Origin of the sequence: Paraburkholderia sp. PGU19, from assembly GCF_013426915.1 — a bacterium.
In the GTDB taxonomy this organism is placed as follows: Bacteria; Pseudomonadota; Gammaproteobacteria; order Burkholderiales; family Burkholderiaceae; genus Paraburkholderia.
Window position 1 is genome coordinate 1,196,918 of sequence record NZ_AP023180.1, and the last position, 21,528, is coordinate 1,218,445.

At 62.6% G+C, this 21,528-nt stretch carries 21 protein-coding genes; 9 read left to right on the forward strand and 12 right to left on the reverse strand.

What is annotated here, in order from left to right:
- Nucleotides 1-219: 219 nt before the first annotated feature.
- The 3 genes from H1204_RS22935 (at nucleotide 220) to H1204_RS22945 (ending at nucleotide 3,505) form a co-directional block, all read left to right on the forward strand.
- Nucleotides 220-1,131 carry a LysR family transcriptional regulator gene (locus H1204_RS22935; RefSeq protein WP_180733039.1) on the forward strand — a complete coding sequence of 304 codons (912 nt, stop codon included), beginning with the start codon at nucleotides 220-222 and terminating at the stop codon, nucleotides 1,129-1,131.
- 171 nt (nucleotides 1,132-1,302) lie between these two features.
- A complete protein-coding gene (locus H1204_RS22940; RefSeq protein WP_243468764.1) occupies nucleotides 1,303-2,571 on the forward strand; it encodes an ATP-binding protein in 1,269 nt (422 codons plus the stop codon).
- A gap of 178 nt (nucleotides 2,572-2,749) precedes the next feature.
- The gene (locus H1204_RS22945; RefSeq protein WP_180733042.1) at nucleotides 2,750-3,505 is read left to right on the forward strand and encodes a hypothetical protein; all 756 of its coding nucleotides are present in this window, start codon (nucleotides 2,750-2,752) and stop codon (nucleotides 3,503-3,505) included.
- Nucleotides 3,506-3,540: 35 nt separating this feature from the next.
- On the opposite strand, the gene H1204_RS22950 is transcribed toward H1204_RS22945, so the two are convergent.
- A complete protein-coding gene (locus tag H1204_RS22950) occupies nucleotides 3,541-3,792 on the reverse strand; it encodes a hypothetical protein (RefSeq protein ID WP_180733044.1) in 252 nt (83 codons plus the stop codon).
- A 336-nt stretch (nucleotides 3,793-4,128) separates the two neighbouring features.
- On the opposite strand from H1204_RS22950, the gene H1204_RS22955 reads away from it, so the two are divergent.
- The 3 genes from H1204_RS22955 to H1204_RS22965 all read left to right on the forward strand — a co-directional run bounded on the left by H1204_RS22955 (nucleotide 4,129) and on the right by H1204_RS22965 (nucleotide 6,402).
- A complete protein-coding gene (locus H1204_RS22955; RefSeq protein ID WP_131244143.1) occupies nucleotides 4,129-4,956 on the forward strand; it encodes a MetQ/NlpA family lipoprotein in 828 nt (275 codons plus the stop codon).
- A 17-nt stretch (nucleotides 4,957-4,973) separates the two neighbouring features.
- Entirely contained in the window at nucleotides 4,974-5,927 is a 954-nt protein-coding gene (locus H1204_RS22960; RefSeq protein WP_180733045.1) for a sulfonate ABC transporter substrate-binding protein, read from the forward strand.
- 76 nt (nucleotides 5,928-6,003) lie between these two features.
- Nucleotides 6,004-6,402 (forward strand): hypothetical protein, encoded by a 399-nt coding sequence (locus H1204_RS22965; protein ID WP_180733047.1) that lies wholly within the window; start codon nucleotides 6,004-6,006, stop codon nucleotides 6,400-6,402.
- Nucleotides 6,403-6,435: 33 nt separating this feature from the next.
- Here the strand turns inward: H1204_RS22965 and H1204_RS22970 are convergent, their stop codons facing one another.
- On the reverse strand, nucleotides 6,436-7,767 hold the full coding sequence (locus H1204_RS22970; RefSeq protein ID WP_180733049.1) for a condensation protein: 1,332 nt from the start codon (nucleotides 7,765-7,767) through the stop codon (nucleotides 6,436-6,438).
- Between the two features lie 335 nt (nucleotides 7,768-8,102).
- Between H1204_RS22970 and H1204_RS22975 the strand changes: the two genes are divergently transcribed.
- Nucleotides 8,103-9,209, forward strand: a complete 1,107-nt coding sequence (locus H1204_RS22975; protein ID WP_346015759.1) for a TIGR03118 family protein — start codon at nucleotides 8,103-8,105, stop codon at nucleotides 9,207-9,209.
- A 1,061-nt stretch (nucleotides 9,210-10,270) separates the two neighbouring features.
- Here the strand turns inward: H1204_RS22975 and ilvD are convergent.
- From ilvD to H1204_RS23005, 6 genes are all read right to left on the reverse strand, one after another.
- On the reverse strand, nucleotides 10,271-12,130 hold the full coding sequence (gene ilvD / locus H1204_RS22980; RefSeq protein ID WP_180733050.1) for a dihydroxy-acid dehydratase: 1,860 nt from the start codon (nucleotides 12,128-12,130) through the stop codon (nucleotides 10,271-10,273).
- A gap of 167 nt (nucleotides 12,131-12,297) precedes the next feature.
- Nucleotides 12,298-12,825 (reverse strand): cytochrome P460 family protein, encoded by a 528-nt coding sequence (locus H1204_RS22985; RefSeq protein WP_180733278.1) that lies wholly within the window; start codon nucleotides 12,823-12,825, stop codon nucleotides 12,298-12,300.
- A gap of 32 nt (nucleotides 12,826-12,857) precedes the next feature.
- Nucleotides 12,858-13,886: an alpha/beta hydrolase gene (locus tag H1204_RS22990; RefSeq protein WP_180733052.1), complete on the reverse strand. Its 1,029-nt coding sequence runs from the start codon at nucleotides 13,884-13,886 to the stop codon at nucleotides 12,858-12,860.
- Nucleotides 13,887-14,216: 330 nt separating this feature from the next.
- Nucleotides 14,217-14,663: a cupin domain-containing protein gene (locus H1204_RS22995; protein WP_180733053.1), complete on the reverse strand. Its 447-nt coding sequence runs from the start codon at nucleotides 14,661-14,663 to the stop codon at nucleotides 14,217-14,219.
- Nucleotides 14,664-14,688: 25 nt separating this feature from the next.
- Complete coding sequence (locus H1204_RS23000) at nucleotides 14,689-15,669, reverse strand: AraC family transcriptional regulator (RefSeq protein ID WP_243468765.1); 981 nt, start codon at nucleotides 15,667-15,669, stop codon at nucleotides 14,689-14,691.
- Between the two features lie 68 nt (nucleotides 15,670-15,737).
- The gene (locus H1204_RS23005; RefSeq protein ID WP_180733055.1) at nucleotides 15,738-17,207 is read right to left on the reverse strand and encodes an aldehyde dehydrogenase; all 1,470 of its coding nucleotides are present in this window, start codon (nucleotides 17,205-17,207) and stop codon (nucleotides 15,738-15,740) included.
- 411 nt (nucleotides 17,208-17,618) lie between these two features.
- Between H1204_RS23005 and H1204_RS23010 the strand changes: the two genes are divergently transcribed.
- Nucleotides 17,619-17,894 carry a sigma factor gene (locus tag H1204_RS23010; RefSeq protein WP_243468766.1) on the forward strand — a complete coding sequence of 92 codons (276 nt, stop codon included), beginning with the start codon at nucleotides 17,619-17,621 and terminating at the stop codon, nucleotides 17,892-17,894.
- A 118-nt stretch (nucleotides 17,895-18,012) separates the two neighbouring features.
- A complete protein-coding gene (locus H1204_RS23015) occupies nucleotides 18,013-18,462 on the forward strand; it encodes a universal stress protein (RefSeq protein WP_243468767.1) in 450 nt (149 codons plus the stop codon).
- Nucleotides 18,463-18,512: 50 nt separating this feature from the next.
- Here the strand turns inward: H1204_RS23015 and H1204_RS23020 are convergent, their stop codons facing one another.
- From H1204_RS23020 to H1204_RS23035, 4 genes are all read right to left on the reverse strand, one after another.
- Complete coding sequence (locus H1204_RS23020; RefSeq protein WP_180733058.1) at nucleotides 18,513-19,913, reverse strand: amidase family protein; 1,401 nt, start codon at nucleotides 19,911-19,913, stop codon at nucleotides 18,513-18,515.
- 39 nt (nucleotides 19,914-19,952) lie between these two features.
- Nucleotides 19,953-20,390 carry a DUF3331 domain-containing protein gene (locus H1204_RS23025; protein ID WP_180733060.1) on the reverse strand — a complete coding sequence of 146 codons (438 nt, stop codon included), beginning with the start codon at nucleotides 20,388-20,390 and terminating at the stop codon, nucleotides 19,953-19,955.
- A gap of 117 nt (nucleotides 20,391-20,507) precedes the next feature.
- The gene (locus H1204_RS23030) at nucleotides 20,508-20,885 is read right to left on the reverse strand and encodes a BON domain-containing protein (protein WP_180733061.1); all 378 of its coding nucleotides are present in this window, start codon (nucleotides 20,883-20,885) and stop codon (nucleotides 20,508-20,510) included.
- Nucleotides 20,886-21,069: 184 nt separating this feature from the next.
- A complete protein-coding gene (locus H1204_RS23035; RefSeq protein WP_180733063.1) occupies nucleotides 21,070-21,447 on the reverse strand; it encodes a response regulator in 378 nt (125 codons plus the stop codon).
- Between the last annotated feature and the right edge of the window lie 81 nt (nucleotides 21,448-21,528).

Here is a 21,528-nt window from a genome sequence, read left to right on the forward strand (position 1 = left end):
CCCTCGCTTATCATGTCCACTCGCCGTGGGGCCGGTGTAGGCGCTAAAGCGCCAACGCCGGCCGACACGCCATGGGACGGGAGTAAGCGCTAAAGCGCTAACTCCCCCTCGACTCGCCGTGGGGCCGGTGTAGGCGCTAAAGCGCCAACGCCGGCCGACACGCCGTGGGACGGGAGTAAGCGCTAAAGCGCTAACTCCCGTCGACAAGGAAACTCCGCGATGCGTCCACCCAAACTCGATCTGAACCTCTTCGTCGTATTCGAAGCGATCTACGACAAACGCAACCTGACGCGCGCAGCCGACATGCTGTTCATCACGCAGCCCGCCGTCAGCAATGCGCTGGCGCGCATGCGCAAGGCGTTCAACGATCCCCTCTTCGCCAGCACGCCGTCGGGCATGGTGCCGACACCCCTGTCCGAGAACATCATCGGCCGCGTGCGTGAAGCGCTGCAACTGCTGGAGACGAGCGCGACGGAAGGCGACGTGTTCGTGCCCGCCGCGTCGGAGCGTACGTTCCGTCTCAGCATGCCCGACCTGACCGAGGCGATTCTCCTGCCCGCGCTCGGCGAAGTGCTGCAGCAGCAGGCGCCAGGCATGCGCATCGAAAGCTATTTCACGCCGCGCAGCGAAGTGGCCGCCGCGCTCGCGGCGGGCAAGATCGACTTCGCAATCGACGTGCCCCTCATCGACGATCCGCAACTGCATCAGATGCCACTCGGCAGCGACCGCTACGCGTGCATGCTGCGCCACGACCATCCGTTCGTGGGCGGCACGCTGACCATGGACGACTATCTCGCGCTCGGCCACATTCAGGTGTCGAGCCGCCGCCAGGGCAGCGGCCTCGTCGATGCCGAATTGCACAAGCTCGGCAAGCGCCGCCAGCTGCAGATGCGCGTGCAGCACTACATGGTCGCGCCGCTCATCGCGCTGCGCACCGATCTCGCCCTCACCGCGCCCGTGCAGTTGCTGCAACGCTACGACGCGCGCATCCTGCCGCTGCCGTTTGCGCTCGCGAAGCTCGAATGGCACCTGTACTGGCATCGCAGCGGCGAGCAGGACCAGGCGAACCGCTGGGTGCGCGGCGAAGTGATCCGGCTGATGAAGGAAATGGCCGAGGCAGGCGGCGTGTAGAACGTTGCCGCACATCAGTGACGGCGGCAGCAACATCTGGTAAGGAAAGGCCTCTTTTCACGGCTGTTCCGCGTTTTGGAAACAGCCTCTTGCGGCGATCATCGCTTGAATCCGCAGGCGCGCGTGCGTCTTGCGGAGCGACCTGAGCGAATCATCGACGTAGAGAAAGACGTGAATACCTTGTTCGCACGAACGGTGCTGTTATCGGTGGCGATGTTGCTTACCGTGCATGTCGGTTATCGGCTGATCGAATCGGTTTCTTTAGCCGCCGACGGCTTTCCTTCCAGCCCGCCGCAAGCGGGCGCGTCGTATGCCGCGCGCGAAGACACGTTCCTCGACACGGGCGACGCGACGGGCATCGGCCCCGCGCTGTCGATCCGTCCGCGCATCGTCGATCTCGGCGAACCCGTCACGCCGAGCCTGCGCACCGCCGTGTGGAACGCCGCGCCGATGTCCGTACCGCTGTCTGCCTCAATCAATGCATTCGCGCTGGCCGACACCGCATCGCCCGATAGCTGGGACGACACGCCCCTCTCCTACGCATACGACCCGCGCTTCGCGCCGTTGATCCTGTCGCTGCCTGCCGTGTTGATCGCACTGTGCGCCTACTGGTTCTGCCAGCTGCGGCGCAACCTTTGCGAGCTCGCGCAAGTTGCGCGCAACGCCGACGCAGGCGGCACCGCGCTGCGCGCGCCCGATCGCGGCGTGTGCGACGTGCGCGTGCTCGCGCGCGCGCTGAACGACCTGATGGGACGCCACAGCCGGGCGCTCGACGAACAGTCGACGGCGCTCGCCGCGTTCTCGCGGCAGATCGACGCGCGCGTCGCCCGTTTGCGCACGCGTGCGCTGAACGTCGCGCAATGGCACAGGCGCGTGGGGTTCATCGAAGATATCGATCTGTTCTCGAACGTCGCGCGTCAGTTCGTCGACGTCGTGGGACGCAGCGAAACGCAGGCGGCGCAGGTGTGCGTCGATGCGTGGCTGCACGACCGCTTCGTGCACGGCGCCACGCTCGACGACGCGAAGATCGTGCTGCGCCTGAATGCAGGCGCGGACTTCAAGCTGCCGCGCAACGCGCTGGAGCGGCTCGTCGGCAATCTGGTCGGCAATGCGCTCGCCCACGGCGCGCCGCCCATCGAAATCTGCACGACGCGCGGCGTGCGCACATGGATGCTGAGCGTGCGCGATCATGGCAACGGCATCAGCGAAAGCGACCTGGCCGCCGCGACGCAGCCGTTCGTGCGTCTCGCGCCGAATGAGACAAGCGGCGAGACAACCGGCGAACCACACATGGCGCACGGCGAACATTGGGGACTCGGGCTCGCGATCGTCAGCCGGCTCGCGCAGCATTGCGGCGCAAAACTCAAGCTCGGCAATCATCCCGAAGGCGGGCTGTGGGCGCGCCTGATCGTGTCGATGCCCAAGGCCCGCCTGAATTGACGCTCGCGGGTTCCTTGGCGGCGCTAACGGGTTTCATGGCGGATATGACCCGGTTGAAAGCAGAGGAAATAAGGCTCTCTTAAGCAGACGCCCCCTAGTCTGTGGCCTTTATGCCGCGCTGCAGCGAAATACGACGCTCGACGCGACACGCCCTTTACTCACTTTCACGCCCGACGCCATGGAAAAACTGAATAACGCCGTCGCCAAGGTTCCCGAGGTCACGCTCGCGTTCTGGATCATCAAGATTGCCGCCACCACGCTCGGCGAAACGGGCGGCGATGCCGCATCGATGTCGATGAGCCTCGGCTATCTCGTCAGCACGCTGATGTTCGGCGTCATATTTCTGGTCGCCGTGACCGCGCAGATCAAGGCGGACCGCTTCAATCCCATCTTGTATTGGGTCACGATCATCGCGACGACCACAGTCGGCACGACGCTCGCCGATTTTGCCGACCGCTCGCTGGGCATTGGCTACGCGGGCGGCAGCGCGCTGCTGCTGGGCCTGCTGCTCGCCTCGCTGCTGGTCTGGTATCGGACGATGGGGTCGGTATCCGTGACCACCGTTTCGTCCTCGAAAGCCGAAATGTTCTACTGGGTGACGATCATGTTCTCGCAGACGCTCGGCACCGCGCTCGGCGACTGGACAGCCGACACCGCAGGTCTCGGCTATGCCGGCGCGGCGCTGATCTACGGCGGGCTGCTGCTGGCGCTCGTCATCGCGTACTACGCAACACGGATGCCGCGCACCTTGCTGTTCTGGGCCGCGTTCATCCTGACGCGTCCGCTCGGCGCCGTAGTAGGCGATTTTCTCGACAAGCCGATCGCAAACGGCGGTCTCGCGATGAGCCGCTATGGCGCATCGATCGCGCTCGTCCTGTTCATTCTGGTTTGCGGGACGTTTTTCCGGCAGCGGCCAGCGAAGGTTTCGCACTAGCCGCGCAATACCGCCGCGCCGCCCACGCAGCGGCGCTAATTCGCAGCATTGCGCCTGTGCAGGCAGTCGTCCGGGCGCGCCTTGCTGCCCCGCTCCGCGACGGGCACCTTGCAGTTGTCGACGCGCTGGTCGTCGCTTGCCTTGTCGCCTAGACGTTCCTTGAGCGTTTTGGGTTCGCTTGCCACGGTGTCGTCAAGCGCAACGGCATCGGCCGCGTGCGCTGACGCAGCGCCACCCGTCGCGACCAGCGCAACAAACACATACGCAATGGCGGACGTTGACGGCATCGCATGCCTTCCCGTGACTGTTGCCCAATCTTAGGTCAACCCGCCGCCGGGAAGATTGCTCACTCAGTCTTCCGCGCGCGCACCACGTCCCTGCACGCCATTTTTCGTTCCGACGGCAAACCCTGAGGACGATCCCGGCAGCCGCCGCGCTCGCCCTCAGCGACTTCGGAACCCCTCAATCCGACCGTTCGCCGCGCTGAAACCCGGCGAAACGTGCTACTGGACCGCCTTAAAACCATTGCGCTCATACGCGATAACGATAGCGCTCGATATTATTTGCGCGGCCACGAGCGGCTCTCTACGATCTCGGCATCTTCAACCGATGACTTCTGAATCATGAAAACAACCAGGACGCTCAAGGCCGCACTCTTCTCCGTTCTGCTGACATGCGGGATCGTGAGCGCACAAGCGGCGCTCGCCGCGGACCAGACGGTACGCGTCGGCATCATGTCCGGCGAAGACGAGGATGTGTGGCGCGCAGTCGCGGCCAATGCGGCGAAGCACGGCATCAAGGTCAAGATCACGACCTTCTCCGACTACACGCAACCCAATGAGGCGCTCGCGCAACACGACCTCGACGCCAATTCGTTCCAGCACAAGCCGTATCTCGATGCGCAGATCGCCGCGCGCCACTATGACATCGTGCCTGTCGGCTTTACCTATGTGCAGCCGATCGGCCTCTATTCGCGCAAGGTGAAGTCGGTCGCAGCGCTGCCGCAAAACGCGACCATCGGCGTGCCGAACGATCCGAGCAACGAAGGCCGCGCGCTGCTGCTGTTGCAGGCCAACGGGCTCATCAAGCTGCGTCCCGACGTCGGCCTGCTGCCGACGGCTCGCGACATCGCGGATAACCCGAAGCACATCCAGATCAAGGAACTCGACGCGGGCATCGTGGGCCGCGCGATCAGCGATGTAGACGCTGCCGTCGTCAACACCGACTGGGCGATCAAGGCGGGCATCCAGATTCCGCAGGAACGCATTGCGCAGGAAAAGGTGCCGGGCAACCCGTATCGCAACTTCATCGCGGTCAATGCGAAGGATGCGAAGGCCGCATGGGTAAAGACGCTGGTCGACAGCTATCAGCAAACCAATGTCGCTTCGTCGATCCTGACCGTCTATCACGGTGCGACGCTGCCCGCATGGGACGGCGCACCGCAGCACTAACCGCGCGCGCACTCGCCATGTCCATGACTAACCGACGTTCGTTCCTGAAACAGTCGCTCGCCGCCGCTGCGGCGGCGGCCGTGCCCGCCGCCTTTGCGCAAGGTTCACCGCGCACGCTGCGCATCGGTAACCAGAAGGGTTATCTGAATCTGCTGAAGGGGCGCGGCACGCTCGAAAAGCGGCTCGCGCCGCTCAATGTATCCGTGAGCTGGACCGAGTTCTCGGCGGGCCCCGTGCAACTGGAAGCGCTGAACGTCGGTTCGATCGATTTCGGCGACGTCGGCGAAGCGCCGCCCATTTTCGCGCAGGCGGCGGGCGCGCCGCTCGCTTACGTGGCGGCAACGGTGACGCGGCCGCAATCCGAAGCCGTGCTCGTGCCGCCGAATTCGCCCATCCGCACGGTCGCGGACCTGAAGGGAAAGCGGATCGCGCTCAACAAAGGCAGCAACGTCCACTACTTTCTGGTGAAGCTGCTGCGCCAGCACGGCTTGCAGTACGGCGACGTCAACCTCGTGTTCCTCGCCCCCGCAGATGCGCGCGCCGCGTTCGAGCGTGCCTCCATCGACGCGTGGGTCATCTGGGACCCGTTCTTCGCCGCAGCGGAGAAATCGCTCGGCGCTCGCGTGATTGCGGATGCGAGCGGCGTGGTCGGCAATCGCGCGTACTACTTTTCGTCGCAGACGTATGCCGCGAAAAATGCCGATGTGATCCGCATCGTGATCGAGGAACTCAAAAAGGTCGATGAGTGGGGCGGGCAGAACAAGGATCGACTGGCCAGCGAACTCGCGCAGTTGTGGGGCTTGCCGAAACCCGTCGTCGATGTGGCCGTAGCGCGCCAGCAGTTCGGCACCCAGCCCATCACGCGGGCGGTCCTCGCCGAACAGCAGCAGATTGCGGATACGTTCCTCGAGCTTGGGCTGATTCCAAAGCATGTGGACGTGCTGAAGGCCGCGCCGCCGAACCTCGCGTAGCGCCACCCGTTTCGCGCGTTGCCGTTACAATCCAGCACTTCGATCGTAACAGGCAAACTGCGAGGCACACTGCGCGATGAAATTCCTTTCTGCATCGACACTCGCGGCGGCAATCGCCGTCGCGAGCACGGCTGCGATTGCGGCGGACTCCGGCTCGAACGATAACCTCAGTTGTGCGATTGGCTATGTGACGGGCGTCGGCGGAGCGGCCGACAGCATGCGCGAATACCTCGCGACGCCCGACCGCGACCGCTATCGCTACATTGCCGAGCACCCGATCCAATGCCAGGTGAACGACGAAGGCCGCGCAACCGGCTGCGTCGGCGTCGAGAACCTTCGCAAAGAGAAGGTGAGCGTGTACGACGAGGTCGACAGCGCGACGATGTCGGTGGTCGCGCGTATCGAACTCGAACATGGCCAGACGTATCCCGTGATTATCGTCGTGCAGAAGAAGGACGTGCACTGCGACGATTGAGTTCGCCGCCCTTCCCCTTCACGTCGAAAACGGCTATTCGCTGGTGTCGGCGCCTGCTTCTGCGCTTTGGTCCGCGCTTTCGTCCGGGTTTTCGTTCGCGCTTTCGTTCGCTAGCGCCGCCGTGATTTCCACCACCATCTGGTCGAGCAACCCCAGCACGGGCGTATAGCTCGTATGCACCAGATGCAGTTGCCCGTTGAACGTCGCCGCGCCGATCACCTGTTCATCGACGACACCCACCGAAACCGACGGGCCCCAGACCGCGTCGAGCGTGAGCGGGCCGAACCGGTTCGGCAGATTCACGACGCACAGATTCGTGACCACCGCGTCGTTCGCGAATGCCTGCGCGAAAACGGCTTTCGCGTCGGCCGTTCCATTCACGGTATCGAGCAGCGCGTGTGCCGTCAGCACGCGCTCTGCCAGTACCGCCGTCGATTCGATCTCAGCGAACGCCTGTCCGGCGTGGCGCGCGCGGCTCCACAGGCTCGCGTCGCGCGGACCGTCGTCGGCGTGAACGACGCCGCTTGCGCACATCGCAAGATGATCGCTGCCGTCGAGCAGGCGACGCCTCAAATCGACGGGCGATAGCACGCGCGGTTCCCGTTGCGCATCGGCATTCAGAAAGCACATTGCCCGCGTGAACGCCGCGATCAACGCCGACTGAACCGAGGTGCGCTCGGCCCTTGCGCGCTCTCGCAGCGCGCGCGTCATCGTGGACGTCAGACGCAGCGACTCGACATGCGGCGCCGAACCGTCTGGCCGCCGCATCTCCAGCGGCGCCCGCATCGGCTCATCCGACGGCACGGGCGCGCTCGAAGGAAGCTTCGGCGCGCCATGCTTCAGTTCGATCAGATGTTCGAGCGCCCTCGTCTCCCCGCTGCGCATCAGATTTTCGCCTGCCAGCGCGCGCAGCAGATCGCCGAGCAACGATGTCAGCGACAGCCCGTCGCCAATCGAATGATGCGCGACGAGCACGATGACCGACCGTGCTTCGCCATGCAGCAGCGTCGCGCGCAGCAGCGGCGGATGCAGCTCATCAAAGGGGTGCGCGATTTGCGCGGCGACTTCATCCGTCCAGTTCGTCGAACCAACCCGCGCCACTTTCATCGGCACCGAACCATGCGGAACGGGCACGAATGCAGGCGCGCCGTTGCTGTTCCGTTCGACGCGCGACCACACGAGCGGCGAATGATGCGCGACCAGATCGAGCGCGTCCTGCCACTGATCCACGCGCGTAGGTCCCGACACCTCGCCAACCATGGCGAAATGGTTCGGATGACTTTGATTCAACAGATAAAAGAACTTTTCCATTGCACCCAGCGAACGCGCGGCGCGGATCATGACGGGTTCGGCTAATGAATTCATAACGTCCTTCCATGTTTCGTTGGCGGTTGTATTTCGAAGAACGCCTGACGAATTCCGCTTATTCCGTCAACACGCCAGAAATATCGATGATCGGATGAATAGCACTGGGCGCTTTGCATTTCAGCACGCGCTGCGAAGTCGCATCGCCACATGCGAAGGCGTGACTGCATGCAACGCTCTAACGCGGTAAGCAAAAAACGTTGGAATAGGCAGACCGTCACAGTTGTTATGGAAAGAGGTCCTATCTCAAGCGGACCGTCTGAATCGCCCGAGAACATTTCAGTTCTATTTGTTAGCGATCCTCTTTATATGCGTCACAACGAATGAGGAAGTCGATGATGAAGACCTATAGTCCTTTATTCGCAATGTCACTCGCCGGCGTTCTGGCAGCCGGCCTCGCGGCATGCGGCGGCAGCAACGATTCGCCCGCGCCGCCCACGCCGCCCGCCAGCCCGTTCACGTCGACCGCACTGGTTTCCGACGGCAGCACCGCCGCCGCGCATACTGATCCGAACCTGCAGAACGGCTGGGGCGTGGCGTTCAATCCGAAGGGCACCTTCTGGGTGTCGGACAATACGACTCACAAGTCGACGCTCTACGACGGCAATGGCGTCGTGCAGTCCCTCGTCGTGACGATTCCCGATGGCAAGAACGGTCCTGCCGGACCGACGGGCATCATCTTCAATTCCACGACGGATTTCACCATCAGCAGCGGCGGCAACAGCAGCACCGCTGTCTTCGTCTGGGCTACCGACGCAGGCACGATCGCCGCGTGGTCCCCGAAAGTGCTGCCGACGCAGGCCGTCACCGCATTCGATGACGGCAGCGCGGGCGCCAACTACAAAGGTTTGACGGCAGCCGCCGTGAACGGGCAGAACCTGCTGTACGCGGCCGATTTCCATAACGGCAAGATCGACGTGTTCAATACCACGTTCACGAAGGTCCAGCTCGACGGACAGTTCAAGGACCCGACGCTGCCGGCGGGCTTCGCGCCGTTCGGCATTCAGGCGATCGGCAACAACATCTTCGTCACCTATGCGAAGCAGAACGCGACGGCGAGCGCGCAGGTCGTAGGAGCCGGACTGGGCGTGCTCGACGAGTTTGATCTCAGCGGCCACTTTGTCAGGCAGTTCGCCGGGATGGGTGGCGTGTTGAATGCGCCGTGGGGCATTGCGCAGGCGCCCGCGAACTTTGGCACGTTGAGCAATGATCTGCTGGTCGGCAATTTTGGCGACGGCACGATCGAAGCGTTCGATCCGAATAGCGCGAAGGATCTTGGCAAGCTTACGCTGCACGATGGTCAGCCGTTCACGCAGCATGGGCTGTGGGGGATCAGTTTCGGTAACGACGTCGACAATCAGCCGAAGAACGCGCTGTTCTATGCGGCGGGGCCGAGCAAGACGACGGGGGTGTTTGGGAGGATCGACGCGGCGGCGAATTGATCGAGGGTTATTGGGGCGCCAGGCGCTGAAAGATTTATGGTTTCGGCCCGAGCGGATGCTGTTGCTGGTTTGGGTTTGCGGTTTGCTTTTGGTTTGCTAGCGTTGTCCCTGTCTCTGCTCTTGGTTGTCTGCGACGCTGGATGGTTTGCTTGTTTTTGCTGCTGGCATCCGCGATTTGTTAGCGTGCTTCACGCGTCGCCCCTGTGCGGGGCAATCTCTGCCCTTGGTTGTCTGCGACGCTGGGTGGTTTGCCTGTTTTTGCCGCTGGCATCCGCGATTTGTTAGCGTGCTTCAAGCGTCGCCCCTGTGCGGGGCGGTATCCGCTCTTGGTTGTCTGCGACGCTGGGTGGTTTGCTTGTTTTTGCTGCTGGCATCCGCGATTTGTTAGCGTGCTTCACGCGTCGCCCCTGTGCGGGGCGGCACCTACTTTTCTTTGCCGCCGCAAAGAAAAGTAGGCAAAAGAAAGCGGCTCACACCGCCAACATTTCTCTTTGCCTGAGGACCCCCAAAGGGTCTTACGCTTCACACGGTAACGTCCTTGTTCGCGTTCGTTGCCAACGCTTCGAATGAACGCCTCACCCGCTTCAAACGCCCGCTCAAGGGCTGGCGGCAGCGAATGGTCTCCGCCGCCCAGGTGGCAAACTGTGTGTAGGTTGTCGCGTCGTATAGCGTGGCGCTCTTACAGGGTGGAACGCGTGCGCTATCGGTCCGGAGTGAGGCGTGTGAGGTGCTACGGCCTACACACAATTTGCCACCTGGGCGGCCGTGGGATATCTGGCACGGCGTGCCGCAACGCGGGTGCGTGAAGCGGGTGAGGCGCAGCGCAAGAGCGTTGGCAACGAACGCGAACAGGAAGGTTGCCGTGTGAAGTGAGGGACCGGTTGGGGGCCCTCAGGCACGAACAAATGTTGGCGGTGTGAGCCGCTTTCTTTTGCCTACTTTTCTTTGCGGCGGCAAAGAAAAGTAGGTGCCGCCCCGCACAGGGGCGACGCCTGAAGCAGGCTAACGAATCGCGGATGCCAGCGCAAAGTCAAAAACACCAAACCGGCATCCAACGAGAATCAATCCTCCAGCAACGACAAATCCCGCACCGCGCCCTTATCCGCCGACATCACGAGTTTCGCATAGGCCTTCAGCGCAGCTGACACCTTCCGCGGACGCGGCTTGGCGGGCTTCCAGCCCTTGGCATTCTGCTCTTCACGGCGACGCGCGAGTTCTTCGTCCGACAACAGCACATCGATCGTACGGTTCGGAATATCGATGCGAATGCGATCGCCATCACGCACGAGGCCAATCGCACCGCCCGCCGCCGCTTCCGGCGAGCAATGGCCGATCGACAGCCCAGACGTACCGCCCGAAAAGCGCCCATCCGTCAGCAGCGCGCACGCCTTGCCGAGCCCCTTCGACTTGATATAACTCGTCGGGTACAGCATCTCCTGCATGCCGGGACCACCCTTGGGCCCTTCATAACGCACGATCACGATATCGCCCGCCTTGACCTTGTCGTTGAGGATGTTCTCCACCGCTTCATCCTGCGACTCCGTCACGTGCGCCGAGCCTTCGAACACCAGAATGCTTTCGTCGACACCCGCCGTCTTCACCACGCAACCATCGAGCGCGATGTTGCCTGTCAGCACCGCAAGCCCGCCTTCCTTCGAGAACGCGTGCTCATACGAGCGAATGCAGCCTTCCGCACGGTCCAGGTCCAGGCTCGGCCAGCGCGTGTTCTGGCTGAACGCGATCTGGGTCGGAACACCGGCCGGGCCCGCCATATAGAACGTCTTGACGGCTTCGTCGTCCGTCAGCGCAATGTCCCACTGCGCAAGTGCGTCCTTGAGCGTCGGCGCATGCACGGTCGGCACGTCCGTGTGCAGCTTGCCCGCGCGGTCCAGTTCGCCGAGGATGGCCATGATGCCGCCCGCGCGATGCACGTCTTCGATGTGGTACTTGTTCGTGTTGGGCGCGACCTTGCACAGCTGCGGCACGATGCGCGACAGACGGTCGATGTCCGTCATCGAGAAGTCGATTTCCGCCTCGCGCGCGATAGCAAGCAAATGCAGGATCGTGTTGGTCGAGCCGCCCATCGCGATATCGAGCGTCATCGCGTTTTCGAACGCCTTGAAGCCGACCGAACGCGGCAGCACGCGCTCGTCTTCGTTCTCGTAGTACTGGCGCGCCAGTTCGACGACACGGCGCCCCGCGCGCTTGAACAGTTGCTCACGGTCCGCGTGCGTCGCGACCACCGTGCCGTTGCCGGGCAGCGAAAGACCCAGCGCTTCCGTCAGGCAGTTCATCGAGTTGGCCGTGAACATGCCCGAGCACGAACCGCAGGTCGGGCAGGCGGAGCGCTCCACTTCGGCGACGTCGGCATCGGAGTACGACTGGTCGGCTGCGATCACCATCGCGTCCACGAGGTCGAGCTTCTTGAACTCGATCGTGCCCGTCTTCGGATTCGCGAGGCGCGTCTTGCCCGCTTCCATCGGGCCGCCGGACACGAAGATCACGGGAATGTTGAGGCGCATCGCGGCCATCAGCATGCCCGGGGTGATCTTGTCGCAGTTGGAGATGCACACCATCGCGTCGGCGCAGTGCGCATTGACCATGTATTCGACGGAGTCCGCGATGATGTCGCGGCTCGGCAGCGAATACAGCATGCCGTCGTGGCCCATCGCGATGCCGTCGTCGACGGCGATGGTGTTGAATTCCTTGGCTACACCACCTGCCGCTTCGATTTCACGTGCGACGAGTTGGCCCAGGTCTTTCAGGTGCACGTGTCCGGGCACGAACTGGGTGAACGAATTGACCACCGCGATGATCGGCTTGGAGAAGTCTTCGTCTTTCATGCCGGTGGCGCGCCACAGCGAGCGCGCCCCAGCCATGTTGCGGCCGGCGGTGGAGGTTTTGGAACGGTATGCGGGCATCGTGGTTGTGGGAGAGTTATCGCGGAGAGAAAGCGGGCCACGGGAATAAAGGCCCCTTATGCGCCCGTGCGAACAACCTCGTGAGTCGCGCCCTGGGCAAACCGCGATTATCCCACACAGCCTTTAGGCGCGTCGCAATCCCACTACCTGGAAATCCCCGCCCGCGCTTACGGCGCGTACCGCGTGAAGACGTAGTCGCGGTCCTTCACTCGTGCCGCGTGGCAGGCGAAACACGTCTGATGCTGCGCAAGGTCGGCGGGCTGCCCGTTGATGAAGCGCCCGAACCCCCAACCGCCCGTCGATGCATAGCGTCGCGAGTCCTTCACCATCACCTGCACCGTGGTCGCCTGCCCCGGCACGGTCGCGGATTCGAAATCGGGTGACTGCTTGCACTTATAAGCGAGCTTCACGAGTATCGTGCCGTCCGGATACGGCAGCGTCGAGCTTTCGATCGCCTTGATCGCGGCGGGATTGCCCAGCACGACGCGCAGCTCGTCGAGCGGCGCGGCTTCCTCGGCGGGTGCGATCATCTGCCACTTGCGGTATCCGTCAGGGATGGTGACACCGTAAATTGGCGATGCCGCTTTCGTTGCAGCGGCAGGCCTGGCGGATTCGGCAACTGCCTGATCCGCCGACACGGCGCCGACCAGCAGCGCCGTGCCGAGGACGACATACGCGGTCCGCGCGAGTCGCATGGGTCGCATGGGATGGCTCATCGGTCGTCCGATCAGAAACGCGCTACGTCGATGATTGCGTCGGCGAATGCCTTCGGCGCTTCCTGCGGCAGGTTGTGCCCGACGCCACCGCCGATGTTCCGGTGCGCGTACTTGCCAGTGAACTTCTTCGCGTAGGCGGAAGGGTCCGGATGCGGCGCGCCGTTCGAGTCGCCTTCCATCGTGATGGTCGGCACGGAAATGGTCGGCGCTGCCGCGAGGCGCTTTTCCAGTTCGTCGTATTTCGCCTCGCCGCGCGACAGACCGAGACGCCAGCGATAGTTGTCGATCACGATGGCAACGTGGTCCGGGTTAGCGAACGACTCGGCCGTGCGATCGAACGTCGCGTCGTCGAAATTCCACTTCGGCGAGGCAAGTTGCCAGATCAGCTTGTTGAAGTCGTGGCGATTCGCGTCGTAGCCCGCATAACCACGCTCCGTCGCGAAGTAGAACTGATACCACCACGCGAACTCCGCTTTCGGCGGCAGCGGCGCGCGGTTCGCCTGCTGGCTGCCGATCAGATAACCGCTCACCGACACCAGCGCCTTGACACGCTCTGGCCACAGCGCCGCGATGATGTCCACCGTGCGCGCACCCCAGTCGAACCCGCCCAGCACGGCCTTGTCGATCTTCAGAGCGTCCATCAGCGCGATGATGTCGACGGCGATCACGGATTGCTGGCCGTTGCGCGGCGTATCCGCAGACAGGAAGCGCGTGCTGCCGTAGCCGCGCAGATACGGCACGATCACCCGGTAACCGGCGGCGACCAGCAGCGGCGTGACTTCGGCAAAGCTGTAGATGTCGTACGGCCAGCCGTGCAGCAGAATCGCAACCGGGCCGTTCTGCGGGCCCGCTTCCGCGTAGCCGATGTTCAGCGTGCCCGCATTGATCTGTTTGATCGTATCGAACGAAGCGGCACGTCCGCCCGTCTTGACGCTGGTCTGCGCATTGGCGAGCCCGCTCAGGCCCAGTTCCATCAGGCTGATACCTGCAATGGTCGTCCCGAGAAGACGACGGCGCCGAGTGTTGATCTGATCCGACATGTTTTTTTCCTCAGGTACGGTTGCTTGGATGACATCTGCGCGCTCTTGTCAGATGCGCAGCCTGTTGACTCGACAGCACGCGGAACGTGCACAGCGCGAGCGTCGGCTCAGTGCCTCAGTGCGTTTGGCGCGAACGCCTGTTCGCGCTTCCCGTTCGCAACGCCAGTACGGCTGGCATGGAGGTATTAAACATGTCGGACGTATCTGCGGTTTGTCCGCAATGTCCGCCAATGAGTCGTTATGTATCACGCGGCGGCGCAGATACATTGGGATACAAAAACGTCGTGAATTGCCGTCCGGGAAGCAGGTTCAACCATCAGGACCGTCTTACTACTTCTTCGCTTCGTCCGCATCGTAGGTGACGTAGAGCTTGGTGTAGCCCTGCGTGTCGAACTGCCCCGTCCAGCCTTTCGGCAGCGTGACGGCTTCGCCCGTATTCACGACCATCACCGAACCGTCCGATGACGTCAGCTTCACATTGCCCGAAAGAAAATAGAGGAACTCCGTATAAGGCAGACCTTGCGGACCTTTGATGTCCTCGTGCAACGGACCCGATTTGTACACGCCCGTCTGATAGGCGTTGTCCGGCGAAGTGAAGGTGACCACGTCAGTACTTCGATTTCCGCTTTCGTCTTTCTTGACCGCGTCGTTACGGTTGAATACCGCGCCCGCGAGTTCGGCCTTCGAAACCTTGACGGGCTTGATGGTTTCCGCGTGCAAACCCGCTGACGCGATGGCACTGCTCAATGCCAATGCTGCGAAAAATGCCTTGTTCACGATGTTTTCCTGTGACTGAATGCTTCTACAACTGATTACCCGTAAAGCGGAAATCCGATGGCGACACGCCGTATTGCCGCTTGAACAGGCGGCTGAAATGCGCTGCCGTGGTGAATCCGCACTGCCATGCAATTTCCTGAATCGAACTGTCGTGCACACCGCGCGTTCGCAGCAACAGCGCCGCGCGCTCGAGCCGCGCCTGCCACAGATACCGCATCGGCGACATGCCCTTTACACGGAACAGCCGCTGCAAGTGTTGTGACGAAACATGCACGCCGGACGCAATCGAAGCGACATCCAGCCCTGCCTCGCCAAGATGACTTTCAATGTAGCGCTTCGCCTGATGGATCAACGCTTCGGGGCATCGCCGCTTCGACCGCGCGCCGGGATCGATCATCGCGAACTCGATGAGTTCGAGCAGTTGTTCACCCATCATGTTCTGTGCAATGACGCTCGGCGCGGTGGATTGCCGCGCGATGCACTGGATGAGATCGCAGGTCGCGCGAACATCGGGCGACAATGCATCGCCGACCAGCGGCCCCGCGCTCGACCGATGCACGCCGCGTTCGCGCAAACGCGCTTTCGGTACGCGCAGCACCGTCATCCGTGCGCGTTCAGGGAACACTTCGACAAACGGATAGACGGGGTCGATGATGAACATGCTGCCCGCGTCGAAACGATCGACCAGGCCGCGCGATTGCACATGCACATGGCCCTCCGTCACGAGCTTGACGAACAGCCAGCCGCCTTGCCACGACGGCAATTCCTCGCCGACGGGCGACAGCGTCTGCGTTGCGAGGTCGGCAAGCGAGACGCCGACTTCGCCCAGGCGCCAGCTCTTGACGGTCGAGTCGATCGACTGCCGCGGATCGAAGGCGCATTTCAATCCGTGGCTGTTCAACATGATGTGCGACCATCGCTCGCCCGCGCTCAGACCGGTGTCGAAAGTGATCTCGTGCGTGTCGAAGTGCATGAAAACGTCCCATGAATCAAGACGGACGGGCATGCGCAGGTCTTTGGCGCGACCGTAACGAATCGATCACGACGACCGTCACGCCCGCGCCTCTCTGCCTGTCATCCAGCCGCCGTCGGCATGAACACTGCCTTGGTTTCGAGGTACGCCTCCAGTCCCTCGCGGCCGCCTTCGCGGCCCACTCCTGACAACTTGTAACCACCGAACGGCACATTCGCCGCCAGTTCGATGCCGTTGATGCCAATATGGCCTGCCCGGATGCGGCACGCGAGTGCGTAAGCCCGCTCCACGTCGCTGCTATAAACTGAGCCGCTCAGGCCATACGGCGTGTCGTTCGCGATACGCACGGCGTCGTCGATGTCGTCATAAGGAAGAATCGACACGACGGGGCCGAAGATCTCCTGCTGCGCAATCGTCATGTCCGGCGTGACGCGAGCGAATACCGTAGGCTCGACGAAATAGCCTTTCTCGAAGCCGCCATTGCCCGTTCCGCCCAACACCCGTTGCGCGCCTTCCTCGATGCCTCGCTCAATATAGCCGCGCACGCGATCGCGCTGCACGGCGTTCAATACCGGCCCGATCCGCGTATCGGTCTCGCGCGGGTCGCCGAGCTTCAGCTTCGAAATGATCTCAGCGTACGCGCTGACGACCTCGTCATGCTGTGCCCTGGGCGCAAGTATGCGCGTCTGTGCGAAGCAGATCTGGCCGGAAAACGGCATCGTGAACGGCGTCAGCGCTGCCAGTGCCGAAGGCAGATCGACGTCGTCGAGCAGAATCGCCGCTGATTTCCCGCCGAGTTCCAGCGTCACGCGCGCCAGCCGGTCCACCGCCGCGCGTGCGATCCACTGCCCCGTTGCGACGCTGCCCGTAAAGCTGATCTTGTCGACATCGCGTGACTGCACCAGTTGCGCGCCCTCGTCGCGGCCCGCCGTGATGACATTCAGCACGCCCGGCGGGAGGCCCGCAGCCGCCGCGCATTCCGCGATGATCAGCGCATCGAGCGGACTCTCCGGCGGCGACTTGACGACAACCGTGCAACCCGCAGCCAGCGCCGCCGCGATCTTGTGCGACACGATCGGGAAGGTTGCATTCCACGGCGCAACCAACGCGGCCACGCCGACGGGTTCGCGGCGAACGCGCGCATGCCCGCGCCGCGTCGGTCGTGAGTCCTCGAACTCGAACGTCTCTGCGAGCGACGCAAAGAACTCGAAGCGCGTGATGCCCGTGGGAAGCAGGCCGCTCGCGAATGTAATTGGCGCGCCGACCTGATCGGTCCACAGTTGCGCGAGCAAGGGCAAGCGCTGGCGGATTTCTTCCGTCAGCCGCTTCAGATAGATGCTTCGCTCAGCGCCCGATAGCGTCGGCCACGGACCCTTGTCGAACGCCCTGCGCGCCGCCGCGATCGCACGCTCGACGTCCACGGAATCCGCAAGGGGAACCGACATGAATGGCTCTTCCGTCGCAGGAGAAATCAGCACATGGCGCGCGTCGGCGTGGCTCAGCACCCATTCGCCATCGATGAAAAAGCGACTGCGGACATTCGACGAAAGTGCTGTGGAGTACTCGGTCATGATCTTTCCGATTGAAAGTCTTCTACATCTACAGTGAAAGGGTTTCGATCGCGTGATGCCGGGTTGAAACCCACCAACGGATTCCGCTAACGCAGGGAACCTGTGACTTTTCAGTGTAGTGATTCGACTCTTTCGGAAATTGTCCAAGGCAATTCGATCGCTTGTCCAAAACGCGCTTTCTGACTGATGCCTGGTTATAGCCTGGTTTTAGTGCAGGAATATGTCGTAATGTGTCTACAGCGTCTCCGGATACATTCCGTTTCAAAGACGAATGCGCGTCCCAGACAAGACAAATACGCCGCATGGACAAGGCATCCGCCAATTTGGAGCGATAGAGTAGACAGTTCCCCTCGGTCATTCCGCTTCCCGATTGCAATGCAGTGCATAGATCTCTCGCTCGTTCTTCCGGACATGCTTCCCCGGCTCTGGTCTTTCGCGCTACGGCTGACAGAGAACGAATATGAAGCGGAAGAACTGGTTCATCAGGCCTGTGCGCGCGGGCTTGAAGACTCACACAAGCTGCCTCGCGATACATCGCCGATCGACTGGATGTTCTCGATCATCTATTCGATCTGGCGCGCCGATCCGATGGGCCACGCGCGGCGGCATTCTACTGCGAAGAAAAGTTCTCTTTGCTCACCACACCTTTTCCAGAAAAACGTTCGCGGAATAGATCCGCCTGGCTAAGCGTTGTTGAGAAGAGCACCGGAAATCCAGCATCGGATGCATCCGGCTCGCATTACGAATTCCTCACTTTCAATCGGAGTACGATCCGCTTCGCGCTCCGTTACGGCCTCGAAAGAACATGTCATCCTTTTCAAGAATGCTGCTCGTCTACGACGGAACGCTCGAAGCGCAAGCCGCGCTGAAACGCTGCTCGCAATTGTCGCTGGCGTTGTCCGCACACGTCGATGTCGTTTCCGTCGTCGATTCGATCACCGCCAATGCGACTTGTGCAGGCTTGCTGTCGGATCTCGCGTGCAGCAGTATGGAAGCCCACGCGCAACACGCGCTCGACGTTGCCGTCACGCATCTCATGAATCTCGGCGTCACCGCGCATGGCTTCATCAAGTTCGGACGCACTATCGACGTGGTTCCGCTGCATGTCGCAGCATTCCATGCCGATATCGTGGTGATCGGCCATCGCGCGCGATCGGGGTTCGCGCGCTGGTGGGGCGAGCGCCCGGTTCATCTCGATCTGGCCGAACGGCTGCGGGGCGCCGCAATCGTGGCCGTCACCGCGCCCCTTTCGTGATGTTTGATGAGGGCGCGTGTGGACCGGGCGGCAGTTGCCGCCCGGCAAGCTCAAACAACAGGGTCGATCGGCGAAGGCGGCACGCCGCGCGCTTCGATCGCTTCGCCCGCCAGCAGACACAAGTCCTCGCGATAATGCGCCGCGACGATCTGCACGCCGACGGGCACGCCGTCGACCAGTTGCGTCGTGACAGCCAGCCCCGGCAGGCCCATCGCGGGCAGCGCGCGCATCGTGAGCTGCGCTTCCCATACCCGATCGAAACCTTCGGGGCCACGCTGATCGAGATCGTCGGGAAACGGCAGTTCGCCTGAGACGGGCATCAGCACCACCCCATACTGATCGAGGAACAGGCGCCACTGACGAACCAGCGTCGAGCGCCGCACCAGCGAACGGCTGATCACATCGGCAGGCAGGCCCTGCACTTTCAGACGCGCCGCCGCGACCACAGCAGCCGCGCCCGGATCGCCGTCACGCGCGACGGAATCGGCCAGCGCGTCGAAGCCGTCACCCAGCCATAAGCGCTCCTGCAATTGCCCGGCTTCACGGATCGACGGCACGTCGTCGATTTCCTCGACGGTCCAGCCTGCATCGACGAGCCGGCGCGCCGAATCGAGCAACGCATCCTCGACTTCCTTCGCGATCTGCAAACCGCCAGGGCGCAGGCACAGCGCCGCACGCAGCGGCACGGCGCGCCCTTCCAGCGGCAGCGGCACATACCAGGGATCGCGAAGATCCGGCGCGGCAAGCGCGAGCAGGCCGAGACGAAGATCTTCGATCGTGCGTCCAATCGGTCCCGCTGCCGACATCAGTTGCGCGCCGATCGCGCGTTCCGGCGACGACGCGTTGAACGCCGGCACACGCCCAAAGCTCGGCCTGAGTCCGTGCACGCCGCACGCATAGGCGGGATAGCGGACCGAGCCGCCAATATCGGTGCCGAGCGCGAGTTGCCCGATCCCTGCCGTGACAGCCGCAGCCGCGCCGCCCGATGAGCCACCCGGCGTGAGCTTTGCATCGCGCGGATTCAACGTGCGCCCATGCACCTGGTTCGACGTGAACCAGCGCAGCGCGAAGGTCGGCGAATTGGTGCGACCAAGCAGCACCGCGCCTGCCTTCGACAGATTGTCCACGGCGGGACTGCTCGTTTCGGCAATCAGGTTTTCCTGCAGACGCGTGCCGTTCGTGGTCGCAAAGCCAGCCTGATCGACGTTGATCTTCACAGTGACGGGCACGCCTGCGAGCGGCCCCGGATCTTCGCCGCGCGCGATCGCCTGGTCGATCTCGTCCGCCTGGCGCAGCACCCATTCGGGCTTGTGCGCAACGACGGCGTTGATGATGGGGTTCACTGCATCGAGACGCGCCAGCGCGGATTGCGCCGCCTCGCGCGCGGATACCTCACGGCTGCGAACACGCCTCGCGAGTTCAGCCGCCGACAAGCGCCATAGTTCACTCATGTTGTCCCCGATAATGATTCGGACTGGAAATGATACGCCTCATGCGACAGACTGTTCCGCGTGCGGATCGAGCGTCGCGGCGAGGATCATCTGATGCCGGTTGGACGGCACATGAAAGTCATGCGCGCGCGGACGAAACACCTCGTCGCCGCGACTGATCGCGCGGCCCGTCAGCGCGCACACGGCTGCATCGCGCGCGAGTCCGCTGCGCCATATCTGCGCGTTGTATCGCCCCGAGCGGGGATCACTCCATGAGACGCTGATCGTGCACGACGACAGCCGCTCCTCGACGACGATATGCGCGGGCCGGGACGGCGCGTCGTACAGGTTCTCAACGACGGGCGACGGGATGCTGACGCGCAGCTTCTTCAGTGCCGCGTAACGGTTGACTGCGCACGCGTCGCGCTGTTCTGTGGATGGGTCCAGCACATTCAGCAACGTGCGGACCACGATGTTCTCTTCGGATAGCGCATTCATCGGCTCATCTCCCGTCCCTGTCGCGGGCCATAGCGTGAAAACGTCTTTGCTCTGACGGCGGCGGCCCTGCGGGACGCATGCCCGCAAGGCCGTTCGCCATCGTGTATTACGCCGCGATCAACCGCCGCCTTGCTGGCGCAGCGTCAGCTTGCTGACGACGGCCGTGACGCCATGCACCTGCTTTGCCGTTTCGACGGCGAGGCGGTCCTGGTCTTCGCTCACAATCTGGCCGGCCAAGGTCACCTGACCCGTCTTCGCATTGCCGAATGCCGTGATCGACGTATCTTCCAGGCCCTTCGTCTTCAACAGCGTCTTTTGAACGGTCTTCGAGAACGCGCGATTCGCAACGCGAATCGACTTCTTCGACGTAGCAGCGGGAGCGGCCGCCGTTGCGTCCGTTGCCGATGCTGCCGCGTCCGCAGCGAACACGGGCGTGCAAGAGAATGCGATAACGGCGGCGAGGCCGCTGCCCATCACGAATTGGCGGAGGTTCATTGTCTTGTCCTTGTCGTTGTAGAAACTGGTTTGCAGGCCGTCGAACGCGCTAACGCCGATGCCTGACAAGGATTAGAAGCGCCGAATGTGTCGTCTGTTTTTCCTCGACGTATCCAAATGTATCGGGATTACAGTTGCATTGCATGTGCTCACGCATAACGTCTTCAGAAGCTCGATCTGATCGTCATCCGTATCCGAGCGCACGGCCAATCCACGTCTCCAGTTCCGATGCTTCGATCGGTTTTTCGATCATGCAAAGCGCCGCGCCCGCCTGCACGCGCTCGCGTACGCGAACCGTGGCGAAGGCGGTAATGAAGATCGTGGGGATACGCATGCCTTTGCGCTCCAGCGTGTCGAGCAGTTCGATGCCGTCCATGTCCGCCATCTGCACGTCGCAGACGAGGCAACGCGTGCGTTCGAGCACGTCGGAAGCAAGCAATTCCGCGCCGGATGCGAAGACGCGTGCCTCCCATCCGAACGAACGCACCAGACTGCTGGCCGCGGCGCGCACGAGGGAATCGTCGTCGACGATGGAGACTAGCTCGTTGTTGTGCAGGGACAAGGACACTCTCGCTGATGACCAGGCAAGCGAATGAGCGGATCCCAATCTTGCCCGGCAGCTTCAGGATAGGGCCCGGCTCAC

Excerpts from the sequence above, each read along its gene's own strand:
- H1204_RS22935 (WP_180733039.1), top strand. The coding sequence starts at position 220 with ATGCGTCCACCCAAACTCGATCTGAACCTCTTCGTCGTATTCGAAGCG.
- H1204_RS22945 (WP_180733042.1), top strand. The coding sequence starts at position 2,750 with ATGGAAAAACTGAATAACGCCGTCGCCAAGGTTCCCGAGGTCACGCTC.
- H1204_RS22950 (WP_180733044.1), bottom strand. The coding sequence starts at position 3,792 with ATGCCGTCAACGTCCGCCATTGCGTATGTGTTTGTTGCGCTGGTCGCG.
- H1204_RS22955 (WP_131244143.1), top strand. The coding sequence starts at position 4,129 with ATGAAAACAACCAGGACGCTCAAGGCCGCACTCTTCTCCGTTCTGCTG.
- H1204_RS22960 (WP_180733045.1), top strand. The coding sequence starts at position 4,974 with ATGTCCATGACTAACCGACGTTCGTTCCTGAAACAGTCGCTCGCCGCC.
- H1204_RS22965 (WP_180733047.1), top strand. The coding sequence starts at position 6,004 with ATGAAATTCCTTTCTGCATCGACACTCGCGGCGGCAATCGCCGTCGCG.
- H1204_RS22970 (WP_180733049.1), bottom strand. The coding sequence starts at position 7,767 with ATGAATTCATTAGCCGAACCCGTCATGATCCGCGCCGCGCGTTCGCTG.
- H1204_RS22975 (WP_346015759.1), top strand. The coding sequence starts at position 8,103 with ATGATGAAGACCTATAGTCCTTTATTCGCAATGTCACTCGCCGGCGTT.
- ilvD (WP_180733050.1), bottom strand. The coding sequence starts at position 12,130 with ATGCCCGCATACCGTTCCAAAACCTCCACCGCCGGCCGCAACATGGCT.
- H1204_RS22985 (WP_180733278.1), bottom strand. The coding sequence starts at position 12,825 with ATGCGACTCGCGCGGACCGCGTATGTCGTCCTCGGCACGGCGCTGCTG.
- H1204_RS22990 (WP_180733052.1), bottom strand. The coding sequence starts at position 13,886 with ATGTCGGATCAGATCAACACTCGGCGCCGTCGTCTTCTCGGGACGACC.
- H1204_RS23000 (WP_243468765.1), bottom strand. The coding sequence starts at position 15,669 with ATGCCCGTCCGTCTTGATTCATGGGACGTTTTCATGCACTTCGACACG.
- H1204_RS23005 (WP_180733055.1), bottom strand. The coding sequence starts at position 17,207 with ATGACCGAGTACTCCACAGCACTTTCGTCGAATGTCCGCAGTCGCTTT.
- H1204_RS23010 (WP_243468766.1), top strand. The coding sequence starts at position 17,619 with ATGCTTCCCCGGCTCTGGTCTTTCGCGCTACGGCTGACAGAGAACGAA.
- H1204_RS23015 (WP_243468767.1), top strand. The coding sequence starts at position 18,013 with ATGTCATCCTTTTCAAGAATGCTGCTCGTCTACGACGGAACGCTCGAA.
- H1204_RS23020 (WP_180733058.1), bottom strand. The coding sequence starts at position 19,913 with ATGAGTGAACTATGGCGCTTGTCGGCGGCTGAACTCGCGAGGCGTGTT.
- H1204_RS23025 (WP_180733060.1), bottom strand. The coding sequence starts at position 20,390 with ATGAATGCGCTATCCGAAGAGAACATCGTGGTCCGCACGTTGCTGAAT.
- H1204_RS23030 (WP_180733061.1), bottom strand. The coding sequence starts at position 20,885 with ATGAACCTCCGCCAATTCGTGATGGGCAGCGGCCTCGCCGCCGTTATC.